Here is a 12833-nt window from a genome sequence, read left to right as displayed (position 1 = left end):
GTCGGAGCGGTGCGGCAGGATGGGCGTCATGAGTATCGTGAAGATCAATGTGCTCGAAGTCCCGGCCGAGCAGCGCGAGGTCCTGGAGAAGCGCTTCGCCTCCCGCGCGGGCGCGGTGGAGAACTCCGACGGTTTCGAGTGGTTCGAGCTGCTGCGTCCGGTCGAGGGGACCGACCAGTACCTCGTCTACACCCGCTGGCGTGACGAGGCCGCCTTCCAGGCGTGGATGGAGGGCCCGATGAAGGCGGCCCACCAGCAGGGCCGCCCCGGTGGCGACTCCGCGCAGGGCGAGGCCCCGCAGGGCGAGCGCCCGCGTCCGGCGGCCTCCGGCTCCACCCTGTGGTCCTTCGACGTGGTCCAGCAGGCGGCCCCGAAGCAGTCCTGACCCACGGCCCGGCTCCGGCGGGCGGCGGGACCGCGGCACCCGGCCCACCGCCCGCGGCGCCGGGCAGCCGTCCCCCCGGGCGGAAATGACGGGGCGGTGTCCTGGCCCGCGCACCACAATGCCCCCATGACCGCACTCACCCCCTGGACCATGGCCCCGGTGACCTCGGGCCCGTGGACCGTCGCCCCCGAACCGGCCGGCTCGCCCGACGCCCGGACGCTCTGGGCCGCGTACTACACCGAGGTCAGCGACCGGTGGTTCCGGCTCCACCACGGGAGTGACACGCCGCCCGGCGAGCTGGAGCGCGGCATCGCCGCCGACGACGGGCCGGAGCAACTGGTGGCGCCGCGCGGCCTGCTGCTGGTGGCGCGGCTGGCGGGCAGGGCGGCCGGCTCGGCCGGTCTGGCGCTGCTGGAGCCCGGGATCGCCGAGCTCCGGCGCGTCTTCGTCCACCCGTCGGCCCGGGGCGAGCGGGGCGGCTCCGCGCTGATGGCGGCGGTGGACGCGGCGGCCGGGGAGCTGGGCGCGACCAGGCTGGTCCTGGACACCCGTCACGACCTGGTCGAGTCCCACCGGCTCTACGAGCGGCACGGCTTCACCCGCATCGAGGCGTACAACGAGGGTCCGTACGCCGAACGCTGGTACGCCAAGCAGCCGGCCTCCACCGAGAGCTGACCGGTGCTCGCTGCCCGTCAGGGCTTGCCGCCCACTCCCCCGTCGTGCGGTCGTTCGCCGTCGGAGCCGCAGAGTTCGGTGCTCAGCCGGTGCACGATCTCGGCCAGGTCGGTGGGGCGTTCGGGGCCCCACCAGTCGCCGAGGAGTTCCGCCAGCGTCTCCTCCCTGGCCCGGGCGAGGCGCTCGGCGCTCCGCTCGCCCGCCGGGGTGAGGCGCAGTCCGAGTCCCTGCCGGTCGGCGAGGTGACGTTCCTCCAGCTGGCGCGCGGCGGCGCTGACGAGGTGGAGGGGGACGGCGTGGTGCTCGGCGAGGCGGGCCGGTTCCACGGTGCCGTGGAGCCGGATGCGCAGCAGCAGCCAGCTCGCGGCGGGCAGCAGGTCCTCGCCGGCGCGGGCGGTGAGGTCGCGGTAGACCTCGCGGCGGCCCTCGCGGGTGCCCAGCAGGGAGAGCGCGCGTTCGGCCTCGTCGCGGGAGGTGCGCTCGACCGGGTTGCCGGCGTAGGTCTGGGACTGGTCCGGGGCGAGGACGGCGCCGCGCAGCGGGTCCTCGTGGAAGAACCAGGCGAGGACGAAGGCGACGAGGACGACGGGTGCCGCGTAGAGGAAGACGTCGGTGATGGCGGTGGAGTAGGCGCCGAGGATCTCCTGGCGGAGTCGCGGGGGCAGGGCGGCGACGGTGCGCGGGTCGGCCTCCAGGGTGGCGGCGTCGACGCCGGGCGGCAGGGGGCGGCCGGCGAGGACGGCGGTGATCTTCGCGTCGAGGCGGCTGGTGAAGATGGTGCCGAAGACGGCCACGCCGAAGGAGGCGCCGATGGAGCGGAAGAAGGTGGCGCCGGAGGTGGCGACGCCCAGGTCCTCGTAGGGGACGGCGTTCTGCACGACGAGGACGAGGACCTGGATGACCAGGCCGAGGCCGACGCCGAAGGTGAAGAAGTAGAGGCTCATCTCCAGGTCGCCGGTGTCCTGCCGCAGCCGGTGCAGCAGGAGCAGCCCGGCGGCCGTGATGCCGGTGCCCGCGACGGGGAAGACCTTCCAGTGGCCCGTGCGGGTGATGAGCTGGCCGGAGACGGTCGAGGCGATGAGGACCCCCGCGACCATCGGCAGCATGTGGACGCCGGAGAGGGTGGGGGTGATGCCGCGCACGACCTGGAGGAAGGTCGGCAGGTAGGTCATCGCGCCGAACATGGCGAAACCGATGATGAAGCTGATCACCGCCGACAGGGTGAAGGTGTGGACGCGGAAGAGCCGCAGCGGCAGCACCGGTTCGGCGGCCCGGCGCTCCACCCTGACGAACCAGGCGCCGAGGAGGACGGCGAGCACCGCCAGACCGATGATCTGCGGGGAGCCCCACGCCCAGGTGGTGCCGCCGAGCGACGCGGCGAGCACGAGGCAGGCGGCGACGGCGGCGATCAGGAAGGTCCCCAGGTAGTCGATGACGTGCCGGGCCGGTCGGGTCGGGATGTGCAGGGCGGCGGCGATGACCACGAGGGCGACCGCGCCGAGCGGCACGTTGACGTAGAAGACCCAGCGCCAGCTGAGGTGCTCGGTGAAGACGCCGCCGAGCAGCGGTCCGAGGACGCTGGTGGCGCCGAAGACGGCGCCGAACAGCCCCTGGTAGCGGCCGCGCTCGCGGGGTGGCACGAGGTCGCCGACGATCGCCATGGAGAGCACCATCAGCCCGCCGCCGCCCAGTCCCTGCAGGGCGCGGAAACCGATGAGCTGCGGCATGTCCTGGGCGACGCCGCAGAGCACCGAGCCGGCCAGGAAGATCGCGATGGCCAGCTGGAACAGCTTCTTCCGCCCGTACTGGTCGCCGAGTTTGCCCCAGAGCGGGGTGGCCGCCGTGGCGGCGAGGAGGTAGGCGGTCACCACCCAGGAGAGGTGGTCGAGCCCGCCGAGGTCGCTGACGATGGTCGGCAGGGCGGTGGCGACGATGGTCTGGTCGAGGGCGGCCAGCAGCATGCCCAGCAGCAGGGCCCCGATGGAGACCAGGACGCCGGGCGGTGACTGCCCGTCGGCCGCGGCCCCGGGCCCGGTGGCCGCCGGCCCGGTCGCCTCCTGCGCCATCGTGTCCTCCCGGCTTCCTCACGTACGGCGACCCGCCCGGGCTCCGCGCCCGTCCGCCGCTCCGGCGACCGGCCGTCGCCTGCCTCCATCCTGGGCGTTGCGTCCCGTTACGGCCTGTCGGGACGTTCCGTTGCGCGGGGCACTGCGCGCGAACGGCGCCCGCGTCGGCATAATCGCGTCAGTCGGGGCGGCCGAGGAGGGGGCAGCGATGAGCGAACGGTGCACGGAGTGCGGCGGCGGGAGACCGGGGACGGGGCTGAGTCCCGCCTGCGAGTGCGCCCCCGGGAGCGGGAACGGCGCCGAGGGCGGCCACCGGGAACGGGTCCGTCCGTATCTCGGCCCGCAGGTGGCAGGCGCTCCGCCCGCCCCGCCGGGGCAGGCGTACGGGTCCTCCCCCGGTCATGCCGACGAGGGGGCGGCGGGACACGGCCACGCCTCCCACCCGTCCGGGAGCGAACGTTTCCCCACGGCCGACCCCCAGGGCGCCACGCCCCCGCCGGTCATCGGCCCCGTCGGCGCGCCGGGTCAGGCCCACGACACGACCGCACCCCTGCCCAAGGTCTCCGACCTGGACCTCTTCCCTCCTCACCAGCGGGGTCAGGCCGCCGAGGGCGAGGACGACCCGGACGCCCCCGACATCACGCCGCCCCCTTCCGCCGACCGGCCCAAGCGGACGGCGGCCCGTTCGGCGCGCAGGCGGCGGGCGGCGATCCTCGGGGTGTCGGTGGGGGCCGTCGTGGTGGTGGCCCTGGCAGGCGCGGTCGCGACCGACTCCCTCCCGGACGAGAAGCCCGAGGAACGCGCCCTTCCGACGCCCTCGGCGACCGCGCCCCACACGATCGCCCCCGGCCCGGCGACCCCCTCGGCCTCCGCCTCCGGTTCCCCGGAGTCCACCGCGCCCTCGCCCACGGCTCCTTCGGCGCCCCCGACAGCCTCCTCGGGCGACGGCAAGCCCGCGACCTCCCCCACTCCGGCGGCGGGGCCCGACGGCCCGCCCGCCCCGAAACCCTCGGCGTCCCGGCCCCCGGCCGAACCCTCCGACGAGCCCTCCCCCGACCAGCCGCCCCAGGAGGACCCGGTGCTGCGCCGGGGCGACTCGGGCCCGCAGGTCCGCGAGCTCCAGCAGCGCCTTCAGCAGCTCCATCTCTACCGCGGCCAGGCCGACGGCACATTCGACCGGAGCCTGGAGGACTCGCTGCGGATGTACCAGTGGGCGCGCGGCCTCCGCGACAACCTCGGCGTCTACGACGAGCCGACCCGCAGGCAGCTGGAGAGCGAGACCACGCGGCCGTGACGGCCTGAGCCCGCCCGCACCTGGACGGGCCCTGCGCCGCGTGACGGGCGGTCAGCCGCCCAGGTGGAGCCGGACCACCCCGTCGTCGCCGGTCTCCACACGCACCGCGCGCAGGTCGGCGACGTGCGCCGTCGGGCCGTACGCGGCGGCGCGGGGCCCCACTCCGACCACCCGCATCCCGGCGGCCAGACCGGCGGCGATCCCGGCGCCGGAGTCCTCGAAGACGACGGCGTCGGCCGGGTCGACGCCCAGCGCGGCGGCGCCCTTCAGGAACCCCTCCGGGTCGGGCTTGCTCGCGGAGACCTGCTCGGCGGTGATGAGCAGCTCGGGCAGGGTCAGCCCGGCGGCCCCCATCCGGCTGCGCATCAGGCCGTCGTCGGCCGAGGTGACGACGGCGTGCGGGACAGCGGTCAGGGAGGCGAGGAAGGCGGGGGCGCCGGGGACCGGGACGACGCCGTCGGTGTCGGCGGTCTCCTCGGCGAGCAGGACGCGGTTGTCCGCGTGGTTGAGCTCCATCGGCCGGTCCGGGAGGAGTTCGGCCATGGTGGCGTACCCCTGGCGGCCGTGGGCGACGGCGAGTACGTGCTCCTCGTCCAGGCCCTGCCGGGCGGCCCAGCGGCGCCAGCAGCGTTCCACCACGGCGTCGGAGTCGACGAGCGTGCCGTCCATGTCCAGCAGCAGGGCGCGGGCGGTCAGCACGGTACGGGTCGCTGTCATCGGGCAGCTCCAGAGGTCGGGCCCGCCCGACGGTCGCGGACGCCCCCCGCAGCGTGGCTCGGTGAACAAGTGACCCCGTCCGCCGGTCAGGGAGTGCGGACGGGATCACTTTGTTTCTTCACCATACAAAACAAAACCGCCAGACGCCACCGGCACCCCCGCCGGGCACCCGGCGCACCGTCAGAAGGTGACCGGAGTGGTCTGCGCGAGCGAGATGCGCCAAGCCCCGTCCGCCTCCTCCACCAGCAGGTAGGTGAGCTGTCCCGAGGTGGCGGGAAGCGCCGGACCGCCCCCGTCCGGTTCCTTGCGGGCGTCATGGACCCGCTTGACGGCGGCCACAACGGCGACGCCCTCGCGCGGGAAGCGCACCCCGGTGATCTCCACGGTGGTGGCGACCTCGGCCAGCGGTGAGGCGAGCGCGGCACGCATCGCCTCGCCCAACGCCTCGCGCCCGGCCACCCGCCGGCCACCGAAGTTGACGATCTCCACATCCGGGGTGTGCAGCGGAAGGAAGTGCTCCGGGTCGCTCTGGTACTTCCCCGCGTCCGCGACGACCTCGCGGACGCCGGCCTCCTGTGCCGGTGTGCCGAACATGCCGGTCCTCCTGGAACGACGCGGGCCGCCGTCTGCACCGGCCGCCCTCTTCCGCCCAGGCTCCGGCCTCAACTCCGCTTCAGGTCAAGCGCGGACGGGAGCCGCGCCCTCGTCGCGCCCTCCGCGCGCCCCGTCGTACGCGCCGGGGCGCCCGCGCTCACCACCGCGCGGAACCCACTCCCCCATGCCGGGACACACCACCACGTACGCCAATGATGCTGCTCCGAAAGGAGGATGACCTTCCGCCAGACCTCTTGATGTGTCGTGCGCATGACGCAACTCTGTTACCTGGCACCCACCCTCACGAAACCCACGGGCGCCAGGATGGCCGGGCCCGACGGGCCGGTAGCGGCTGTCGTCCCCCACACCACAGGGAGTTCGCATGTCAGGAATCTACGCGCGTCGCCGGATGCGTCCCGCCGCTCTCGCCACGCTCACGGCGGTCGTCTCCTCCACCGTCCTGCTCACCGGCTCCCCGGCCCAGGCCGCTCCCCCCACCCCGGTGAGCGTCGCCACCGCCAAGACGTACCTCTCCGGCCTGACCGAGAAGGCGGAAGGTTCCTCCAGCGGCTACAGCCGGGACAAGTTCCCGCACTGGTCCACCCAGAGCGGGCAGTGCGACACCCGCGAGGTCGTCCTGAAGCGCGACGGCACCGGTGTCGAGCAGGACTCCGCGTGCAAGGCCGTCTCCGGCACCTGGAAGTCCGCCTACGACGGGGCCACCTGGACCCAGGCGTCCGACGTCGACATCGACCACGTGGTGCCGCTCGCCGAGGCGTGGCGCTCCGGCGCCAGCGGCTGGACCAACGCCCAGCGCGAGCAGCTCGCCAACGACCTGACCCGCCCGCAGCTCATCGCCGTCACGGACAACGTCAACCAGTCCAAGGGCGACAAGGACCCGGCCAAGTGGATGCCGCCGCTCGCCTCGTACAAGTGCGTGTACGTGCGGATGTGGGTCCACGTGAAGCACCACTACGGGCTCTCCGTGGACTCCGCCGAGAAGTCCGCGCTCCAGACGGCCCTCAACAGCTGCTGACCCTCACGGCCTCCCCGTGGCCGGCGGCGGACTCCGCCGCCGGCCACGGCTCCCCGCCGGAACGGAAACGGAACCGGGAACCTCGCACCCACCCCGGGGCGTTCCGTACCCTGGCGAGCTGACGAAGGGAGCCATCGTGGCCGGGCTGCGCCTGGGACCGGTACTGCGGTACGCCGACACCGACTCCGCCACCGTGTGGGTGGAGGCGGACCGTCCGTGCACCGCCGAGGTCCGCTGCCCCGGCGGTGAGGGAGGCGGCTCCGCCCCGACCTTCTCCGTCGCGGGCCACCACTACGCACTGATCCCGGTCACCGGCCTGCCCGAGGGGAGCGACACCCCCTACGAGGTGCACCTGGGCGGCGAGCCGGTCTGGCCCCCGCCGGACTCCCCCTTCCCGCCCTCCACCATCAGGACCGCCCCGCGCGAGAGCGACGGGGACCGCCCCGTCCGCGTCACCTTCGGCTCCTGCCGCTGGTCCTCACCCCCGTCGGGCCAGGACAGCCCGGTGGGGCCCGACGCGCTCGACGCCCTCGCGGCCCGGATCGCCGGGGACACCGGCGCGGACCGCCCCGACCTGCTCCTCCTCCTCGGCGACCAGGTCTACGCCGACGAGACCTCCCCCCAGACCCGCAGCTGGCTCGCCTCCCGGCGCGACCTCGCCGAACCCCCGGGCGAGCAGGTCGCGGACTTCGAGGAGTACACCCGGCTCTACGACGAGTCCTGGACCGACCCCGAGGTCCGCTGGCTGCTCTCCACCGTGCCCAGCCTGATGATCTTCGACGACCACGACGTCATCGACGACTGGAACACCAGCGCCTCCTGGCTCGCCGAGATGCGCGAGACCCCCTGGTGGCAGGAGCGCATCGTCAGCGGCCTGATGTCGTACTGGATCTACCAGCACCTGGGGAACCTGGGCCCGGCGGAGCTCGCCACGGACCCCCTGTACAAGGCGGTCCGCTCGGCCCCCGACGGCACCGAGGCGCTGCGCTCCTTCGCCACGCGGGCCGACGCCGACCGGCCGGGCACCCGCTGGAGCTACCGCCGCGACCTGGGGCGGGTCCGCCTGCTGATGGTCGACACCCGCATGGCCCGGGTCCTCGCCGAGGAGGAGCGCGCCATGCTGCACCCGGACGAGGAGGCGTGGCTGCGCGAGCAGGCGCTCGGCGACCCGGGCGGCCACGACCACCTGCTGATCGGCAGCTCCCTGCCCTGGCTCCTCCCGGGGCTGGTCCACGAGGCGGAGCGGTGGAACGCCGCGCTCTGCGGGGGCGAGCGCGGGCCCCGCTGGGCCCGCTTCGGCGAGTGGCTGCGGCGCGCCGCCGACCTGGAGCACTGGGCGGCCTTCCCCGCCTCCTTCGACCGGCTCGCCCACCTCACCGAGGAAGCCGCCACCGCCCCCGGCGGTCCCGCCACGGTCTGCGTCCTCTCCGGCGACGTCCACCACGCCTACGCCGCCGAGAGCCGCCCCGCCGGCACCGCCCGCACAGCCCTGCCCGCCGGCCGGGGCCGGGTCCACCAGCTGACCTGCTCGCCGGTCCACAACGCCATCCCCCTGCCGATACGGGCCGGGTTCCGGCTCGGCTGGAGCCGCGCGGGCGGCCTGCTCGGGAGGGTGTTCGCCCGGCACGGGCGCACCGGCCGGGCACCGGTGACCTGGCGGCGCTCGGGCGGCCCCTGGTTCGGCAACCAGCTCATGACCCTCACCCTGCGGGGCCGCCGCGCCGACCTCCACCTGGACCAGGCCCGCACCGGCCGGGGCCCGGCCCGCCTGGAGCGGGTGTGGGAGGGACGGCTGGACGGCTGAGGGGCCGTCCCGGCCTCGGTTTCCCCGGCGTTCTCCGGGGCTTTCCCCGCCGCTTCCCGACGGCACTTTTCAGCCATGCGCACCCTCTCGGCGGTCGCGCTCCCACGCTCCCCGCACACCCCGCGCGGACGTCGGCGCGGCCGCGCCCCGGGGACCGCGTCCCGGCAGGGAACCCGCAGCTGACGGCCCCGGGAGGCCACCGGGCGCCGTACCGGACGGCAGCCGGCCACCCGGCCCGTGCAGAGGGCACGCGTCCACGCCACTCCGGATGCGGGGCGGCCGATGTCGGCCCCCGATGATTGACGGCCCTGCGGACTTGGTCTAGACAAATAACAGTCCCCGCTGGTCAACAGCGTTCCGTCCCCGCACCACCCGCTCCGGTCCGCACTCCTGCGCCCCGCCCCACCCCACGCCGTACCGGCGGCCCCCAGAGGCCCCGCCCGGCGCCCGTACGGCCGACGACGCCCGTACCCGCCCGGAATCCAGCCTTCCCCCTCTCCGGTCCCCTTCCTGGTTCTCCGGTTCTTCCGGCGGCATCCGGCCTCACTCACCGGCCCTCTCTTCGGGCCTCCGGTCCCGCCGCGCCTCCCCGCTCCTCCGCTCCACCGCTCCTCCGCCCGGCTCCACCCCACTCCAGCCGAGGGAGTTCCCCATGACGTCCCGTCTCGACAGCGCCCAGCCCTATGCCCTGGGCCTCTACCGCATCGTGATCGGCCTGCTCTTCGCCTGCCACGGCGCCGCCTCCCTCTTCGGGGTGCTGGGCGGCGCACGGGGCGGCGGCACCCTGGAGGCCGGTGCCTGGCCGGGCTGGTACGCCGCCGTCATCCAGCTGGTGGGCGGCGGCCTCGTCGCCCTCGGCCTGGCCACCCGCGCCGCCGCCTTCGTCAGCTCGGGCTCGATGGCGTACGCGTACTTCGTGGTGCACCAGCCGGAGGCGCTCTGGCCGCTGCAGAACGGCGGCGAGCTGTCCGCGGTCTTCTGCTGGGCCCTGCTGCTCCTGGTCTTCACCGGCTCCGGCGCCCTCGGCCTGGACCGCGCGCTCGGCGGCCGGGCGGCGGTCCCCGGACCGCGCCCCCGGGACCGCACCCCGAGCGTGGCCTGATCCCGCCCCTCACCCCGCCCCGGACCGTCCGTCCATCCCACGCCGACCGGACGGTCCGGGGCGGTCCTCAGCTCCGGCCCGGCGCGTCCCCGGGCGAGACGAACGGCACGCTGAAGCAGCCGAGCCGTGCCCCCGCCCCGCCCTGCTGGTCGTGGATCACCACGGAGGCCGCCTCCCCGGGCCGGAACCCCCAGCTGTGCCGGGCCACGGCCCGCCCCGCGCCCTCGGCGTCGGTGGTGAAGTCGAGCCAGACCTCGTTGTACGGGTTGACGTAGGCGGGGTCGGTGGAGGGCTGCACCGGGTCCACCTTGTGCTGGTAGTGGCCCTTGGCGGCCTGCGGGTCGGCGCCGCAGACACCGGTGTGGACGTGCGCCCCGTAGGCGCGTCCCGGGCGGAGCCCGCGCACCTCGGCGACGACCGTCGTCTCCGACCGCGAGACGGCCTGGTTGACCCTGATCCAGGCGGCCGCGGGCAGCAGGTCGAGGTCGTAGGTGACGGCCTCGGAGGGCACGAAGGCGCCGACCGGGGCGAACCGTGCCTCGTCACGCACCCAGCGCGCCCCCGGCCCCTCACCCCCGGGCGCGGCCACCAGCCCGCCCGTCACCGGTGCCGCCGCCGGCGCGGGCGCCCCGGCGGCGCCCGTCCCCGCAGCGGTCACCAGCGCGGCCAGCGCGGCTCCGGCCAGCAGTCCCGCGGTCCCAGCACCCATCGCGCTCACTCCTCGTGTCCGACCGTGCCCGCTGCGGACACGTACGCGTCGGGTTCACTGCTACGGGACTACCGGTCCGTACACCGCATCGGCTGACCCGGACGGGTGACGGCGGGCGGGTGAAACCTCTGTGACGAACAACCGGGCGCCCCACGGCCCCCAGGAGTTCTCCGCGGCGTAACCTGGGCGGCCGAGGGACAGCCGCTCCTGCCGCTCCCCGCGACATCGCGGAGCTGTCCGTACCGGGGAGTTTCGGGTGTTCGAGAGCATGGGGCCGCTGACAGCCGGCCCGTGGATCTACGCGGTCGTGGCGGCCTCCGTGCTGCTGGACGTCTTCCTGCCGCTGCTGCCCAGCGGTGTCCTGGTGATCGCCGCGGCCACCGCCGCCGCGGCCGGGACCGCCGGGCAGATGAACACGGTGCCCGACATCGTCGCCCTCATCGCCATCGCCGCGACCGCCTCGGTCCTCGGCGACCTCGCCGCCTTCCGGCTGGCCAGGCGCGGCGGCGTCCGCCTGGACCGCGCCCTCGCCCGCTCGCGCCGCCTGCGCGACACCCAGGAGAGCCTCGGCCGCGCCCTGGCGCGCGGCGGCGGCCCGCTGGTGGTCCTCGCGCGCTTCGCCCCGGCCGGACGCTCCCTGATGTCGCTCGGCGCGGGCGCCACCACCGACCGGCGCACCCGCGACTTTCTCCCCTGGTCCGCCGCGGCCGGCGTCGCCTGGGCCTGCTACAGCGTGGGCCTCGGCTACTTCGGTGCCCACTGGCTGGGCGCCAACTGGCTCGCCACCGGCGTCTCGGTACTCGCTCTCTTCGCCGCGGGGGCGGGCGCGGCCTACCTGATGCGCCGCCCGGCCACGGCCCGCTGAGACCTTTCCCCGGAGGACTCCGCGGCGCGGGCGCTTCCGCGCGACACTGGAACCATGTGCCGCAGCATCAAGACCCTCCGCCCGCCCGCGCTCCCCGAGGAGGCGACCGAGGACGAGATCCGCGCAGCCGCCCTCCAGTACGTCCGCAAGGTCTCCGGTTTCCGGGCTCCGGCCGCGCACAACCAGGAGGTGTTCGACACGGCCGTCGAGGCCGTCACCGACGCCACCCGCGCACTCCTCGCGGACCTGGAGGTACGGGGTTCGGGGTCCTCCGCCCGTACCAAGGCGTAGCGCGCACGTGCTGCGCCGCACCGGGCGGCCGGACGAGGACCTGCCCTGAACCGGCCACCGGTCCGGCTCGCCCCGTGAGAAAGGCCCGGCCCCTCCGGTTTCACACCGGGGAGCCGGGCCTTCTCGTTGCCTCGGGCTGGTGGGCGCGGACGGTTTCGAACCGCCGACATCTGCCTTGTAAGGGCAGCGCTCTACCCCTGAGCTACGCGCCCGGGACGAATCGACAGCCTACCTTGCCGCCGCCGCTGCCCGGCAAACCCGTTCCGGCGGCGACAGGGGGCCCGCGACGTCGGCGTACGGGGGTTGTCCCCACCTCGCGCGGGTGGTCCGCCGCAGCCCGGTCCGGTGGTCCGCCGGATGTCCGGGCAGGCCGCCGCTTCCTAGGGTTCTGCACCATGAGGAAGCCCGGCCGTACCGGGTTCCGGGCAGCTCCGGGCGGACCGCCGGCGCCTGCCGAGACGCGGTCCGACCTGGAGGAATGGCTCATGAGCGTACGGACGACGTCCCGGCCCCGGCGGTCGGCGGCACTGGGCGCGGGCGCGGTGGCGCTCGTTCTGCTCACCACGGGCTGCGGCCAGGACGCCTCGGCCGACGGCGGTGCGGAGCCGGAGCACAAGAGCTTCGCCCTGACCGGGCGCACCCTCACCGTCGACTCGGACGACTCACGGATCGAGCTGGTGCCGGGGGACGGCGAGGAGGTGCGGGTGACCCGCTGGTTCAGCGGGCGGGTCCTGCTGGGGTCGACACCCCGCGCCGAGTGGACGGTGGAGGGGGACGCGCTGACGCTCCGCGTCAGCTGCGCGGGTCTCCTGGCGCACTGCGACGCCAGGCACCGGATCGAGGTGCCCGCCGACACCGCCGTGGCCCTGCGGACCCAGGACGGCGCGGTCACCGCGAAGGGCTTCAGCGCGCCGCTCACCCTGCACGGTTCCGACGCCCCGCTGACCGTCGAGGACGTCTCCGGCCCTCTCGACCTGCGCAGCGCCGACGGCGCGATCACCACCCGCTCCGTCTCCTCCTCCCGGGTGCGGGCACGGACCGAGGACGGCTCGCTGGTGCTCGCGCTGGTGAAGGCGCCCGAACGCGTCGACGCCGGCAGCAGGGACGGCTCGGTGACCGTGGAGCTGCCGGAGGCCGCCTACGACGTGCGGACGGAGGTCGAGGACGGCCGGACCAACGTCTCCGTGCTGGAGGACCCGGCCAGTTCCCGGGTGGTCTCCGTCACCGCCGAGGACGGCAACATCACCGTGCGGCCGGCGGGCTGACCCCGCCGGAGCGGGCCGTTCCGGGCGCCC

At 75.0% G+C, this 12833-nt stretch carries 13 protein-coding genes and 1 tRNA gene; 9 read left to right on the top strand and 5 right to left on the bottom strand.

Translation table 11 applies throughout. From position 1 onward, the window contains the following. The first annotated feature begins 28 nt into the window (after positions 1 to 28). Together IF45_RS0108725 and IF45_RS0108720 are read left to right on the top strand one after the other, a co-directional pair. Complete coding sequence (locus IF45_RS0108725; RefSeq protein WP_003947822.1) at positions 29 to 385, top strand: antibiotic biosynthesis monooxygenase family protein; 357 nt, start codon at positions 29 to 31, stop codon at positions 383 to 385. A gap of 126 nt (positions 386 to 511) precedes the next feature. Beyond that, positions 512 to 1060: a GNAT family N-acetyltransferase gene (locus tag IF45_RS0108720; RefSeq protein ID WP_030306602.1), complete on the top strand. Its 549-nt coding sequence runs from the start codon at positions 512 to 514 to the stop codon at positions 1058 to 1060. Between the two features lie 17 nt (positions 1061 to 1077). On the opposite strand, the gene IF45_RS0108715 is transcribed toward IF45_RS0108720, so the two are convergent. Then, the gene (locus IF45_RS0108715; protein WP_003947826.1) at positions 1078 to 3126 is read right to left on the bottom strand and encodes an MDR family MFS transporter; all 2049 of its coding nucleotides are present in this window, start codon (positions 3124 to 3126) and stop codon (positions 1078 to 1080) included. Between the two features lie 208 nt (positions 3127 to 3334). On the opposite strand from IF45_RS0108715, the gene IF45_RS0108710 reads away from it, so the two are divergent. Continuing rightward, a complete protein-coding gene (locus IF45_RS0108710; protein WP_015507953.1) occupies positions 3335 to 4420 on the top strand; it encodes a peptidoglycan-binding domain-containing protein in 1086 nt (361 codons plus the stop codon). A gap of 51 nt (positions 4421 to 4471) precedes the next feature. Here IF45_RS0108710 and IF45_RS0108705 read toward each other — a convergent pair whose 3' ends face one another. Both IF45_RS0108705 and IF45_RS0108700 read right to left on the bottom strand, forming a co-directional pair. Next, positions 4472 to 5137, bottom strand: coding sequence for an HAD-IA family hydrolase (locus IF45_RS0108705; protein ID WP_030306600.1), 666 nt, complete (start codon positions 5135 to 5137; stop codon positions 4472 to 4474). Positions 5138 to 5317: 180 nt separating this feature from the next. Beyond that, the gene (locus IF45_RS0108700; protein WP_003947828.1) at positions 5318 to 5731 is read right to left on the bottom strand and encodes an SgcJ/EcaC family oxidoreductase; all 414 of its coding nucleotides are present in this window, start codon (positions 5729 to 5731) and stop codon (positions 5318 to 5320) included. Positions 5732 to 6113: 382 nt separating this feature from the next. Here IF45_RS0108700 and IF45_RS0108695 point away from each other — a divergent pair, with 382 nt between their 5' ends. The 3 genes from IF45_RS0108695 to IF45_RS0108685 all read left to right on the top strand — a co-directional run bounded on the left by IF45_RS0108695 (position 6114) and on the right by IF45_RS0108685 (position 9673). Then, positions 6114 to 6767, top strand: coding sequence for an HNH endonuclease family protein (locus tag IF45_RS0108695; RefSeq protein WP_003947829.1), 654 nt, complete (start codon positions 6114 to 6116; stop codon positions 6765 to 6767). 136 nt (positions 6768 to 6903) lie between these two features. After that, positions 6904 to 8571 carry an alkaline phosphatase D family protein gene (locus tag IF45_RS0108690; RefSeq protein ID WP_030306598.1) on the top strand — a complete coding sequence of 556 codons (1668 nt, stop codon included), beginning with the start codon at positions 6904 to 6906 and terminating at the stop codon, positions 8569 to 8571. 652 nt (positions 8572 to 9223) lie between these two features. After that, entirely contained in the window at positions 9224 to 9673 is a 450-nt protein-coding gene (locus IF45_RS0108685) for a DoxX family protein (protein ID WP_003947831.1), read from the top strand. 67 nt (positions 9674 to 9740) lie between these two features. Here the strand turns inward: IF45_RS0108685 and IF45_RS0108680 are convergent, their stop codons facing one another. Continuing rightward, positions 9741 to 10382, bottom strand: a complete 642-nt coding sequence (locus tag IF45_RS0108680; RefSeq protein ID WP_015507951.1) for a superoxide dismutase family protein — start codon at positions 10380 to 10382, stop codon at positions 9741 to 9743. Positions 10383 to 10638: 256 nt separating this feature from the next. Between IF45_RS0108680 and IF45_RS0108675 the strand changes: the two genes are divergently transcribed. Together IF45_RS0108675 and IF45_RS0108670 are read left to right on the top strand one after the other, a co-directional pair. Beyond that, positions 10639 to 11247: a DedA family protein gene (locus tag IF45_RS0108675; protein WP_003947833.1), complete on the top strand. Its 609-nt coding sequence runs from the start codon at positions 10639 to 10641 to the stop codon at positions 11245 to 11247. Positions 11248 to 11301: 54 nt separating this feature from the next. Then, a complete protein-coding gene (locus tag IF45_RS0108670) occupies positions 11302 to 11538 on the top strand; it encodes a DUF2277 domain-containing protein (protein WP_003947834.1) in 237 nt (78 codons plus the stop codon). 137 nt (positions 11539 to 11675) lie between these two features. Here the strand turns inward: IF45_RS0108670 and IF45_RS0108665 are convergent. After that, positions 11676 to 11750, bottom strand: a tRNA-Val gene (locus IF45_RS0108665). A gap of 273 nt (positions 11751 to 12023) precedes the next feature. Between IF45_RS0108665 and IF45_RS0108660 the strand changes: the two genes are divergently transcribed. Beyond that, positions 12024 to 12803: a DUF4097 family beta strand repeat-containing protein gene (locus IF45_RS0108660; RefSeq protein WP_003947835.1), complete on the top strand. Its 780-nt coding sequence runs from the start codon at positions 12024 to 12026 to the stop codon at positions 12801 to 12803. Positions 12804 to 12833: the final 30 nt, after the last annotated feature.

The sequence above is a fragment of the Streptomyces albidoflavus genome (assembly GCF_000719955.1).
In the GTDB taxonomy this organism is placed as follows: Bacteria; Actinomycetota; Actinomycetes; order Streptomycetales; family Streptomycetaceae; genus Streptomyces; species Streptomyces albidoflavus.
The sequence above is the reverse complement of the archived record's forward strand: the minus strand, read 5'-3'. Positions and strand labels throughout refer to the sequence as shown.

Coding starts and splice junctions, on each gene's coding strand:
- IF45_RS0108710 (WP_015507953.1), top strand. CDS start 3,335: ATGAGCGAACGGTGCACGGAGTGCGGCGGCGGGAGACCGGGGACGGGG.
- IF45_RS0108685 (WP_003947831.1), top strand. CDS start 9,224: ATGACGTCCCGTCTCGACAGCGCCCAGCCCTATGCCCTGGGCCTCTAC.
- IF45_RS0108695 (WP_003947829.1), top strand. CDS start 6,114: ATGTCAGGAATCTACGCGCGTCGCCGGATGCGTCCCGCCGCTCTCGCC.
- IF45_RS0108700 (WP_003947828.1), bottom strand. CDS start 5,731: ATGTTCGGCACACCGGCACAGGAGGCCGGCGTCCGCGAGGTCGTCGCG.
- IF45_RS0108705 (WP_030306600.1), bottom strand. CDS start 5,137: ATGACAGCGACCCGTACCGTGCTGACCGCCCGCGCCCTGCTGCTGGAC.
- IF45_RS0108725 (WP_003947822.1), top strand. CDS start 29: ATGAGTATCGTGAAGATCAATGTGCTCGAAGTCCCGGCCGAGCAGCGC.
- IF45_RS0108680 (WP_015507951.1), bottom strand. CDS start 10,382: ATGGGTGCTGGGACCGCGGGACTGCTGGCCGGAGCCGCGCTGGCCGCG.
- IF45_RS0108670 (WP_003947834.1), top strand. CDS start 11,302: ATGTGCCGCAGCATCAAGACCCTCCGCCCGCCCGCGCTCCCCGAGGAG.
- IF45_RS0108720 (WP_030306602.1), top strand. CDS start 512: ATGACCGCACTCACCCCCTGGACCATGGCCCCGGTGACCTCGGGCCCG.
- IF45_RS0108715 (WP_003947826.1), bottom strand. CDS start 3,126: ATGGCGCAGGAGGCGACCGGGCCGGCGGCCACCGGGCCCGGGGCCGCG.
- IF45_RS0108660 (WP_003947835.1), top strand. CDS start 12,024: ATGAGCGTACGGACGACGTCCCGGCCCCGGCGGTCGGCGGCACTGGGC.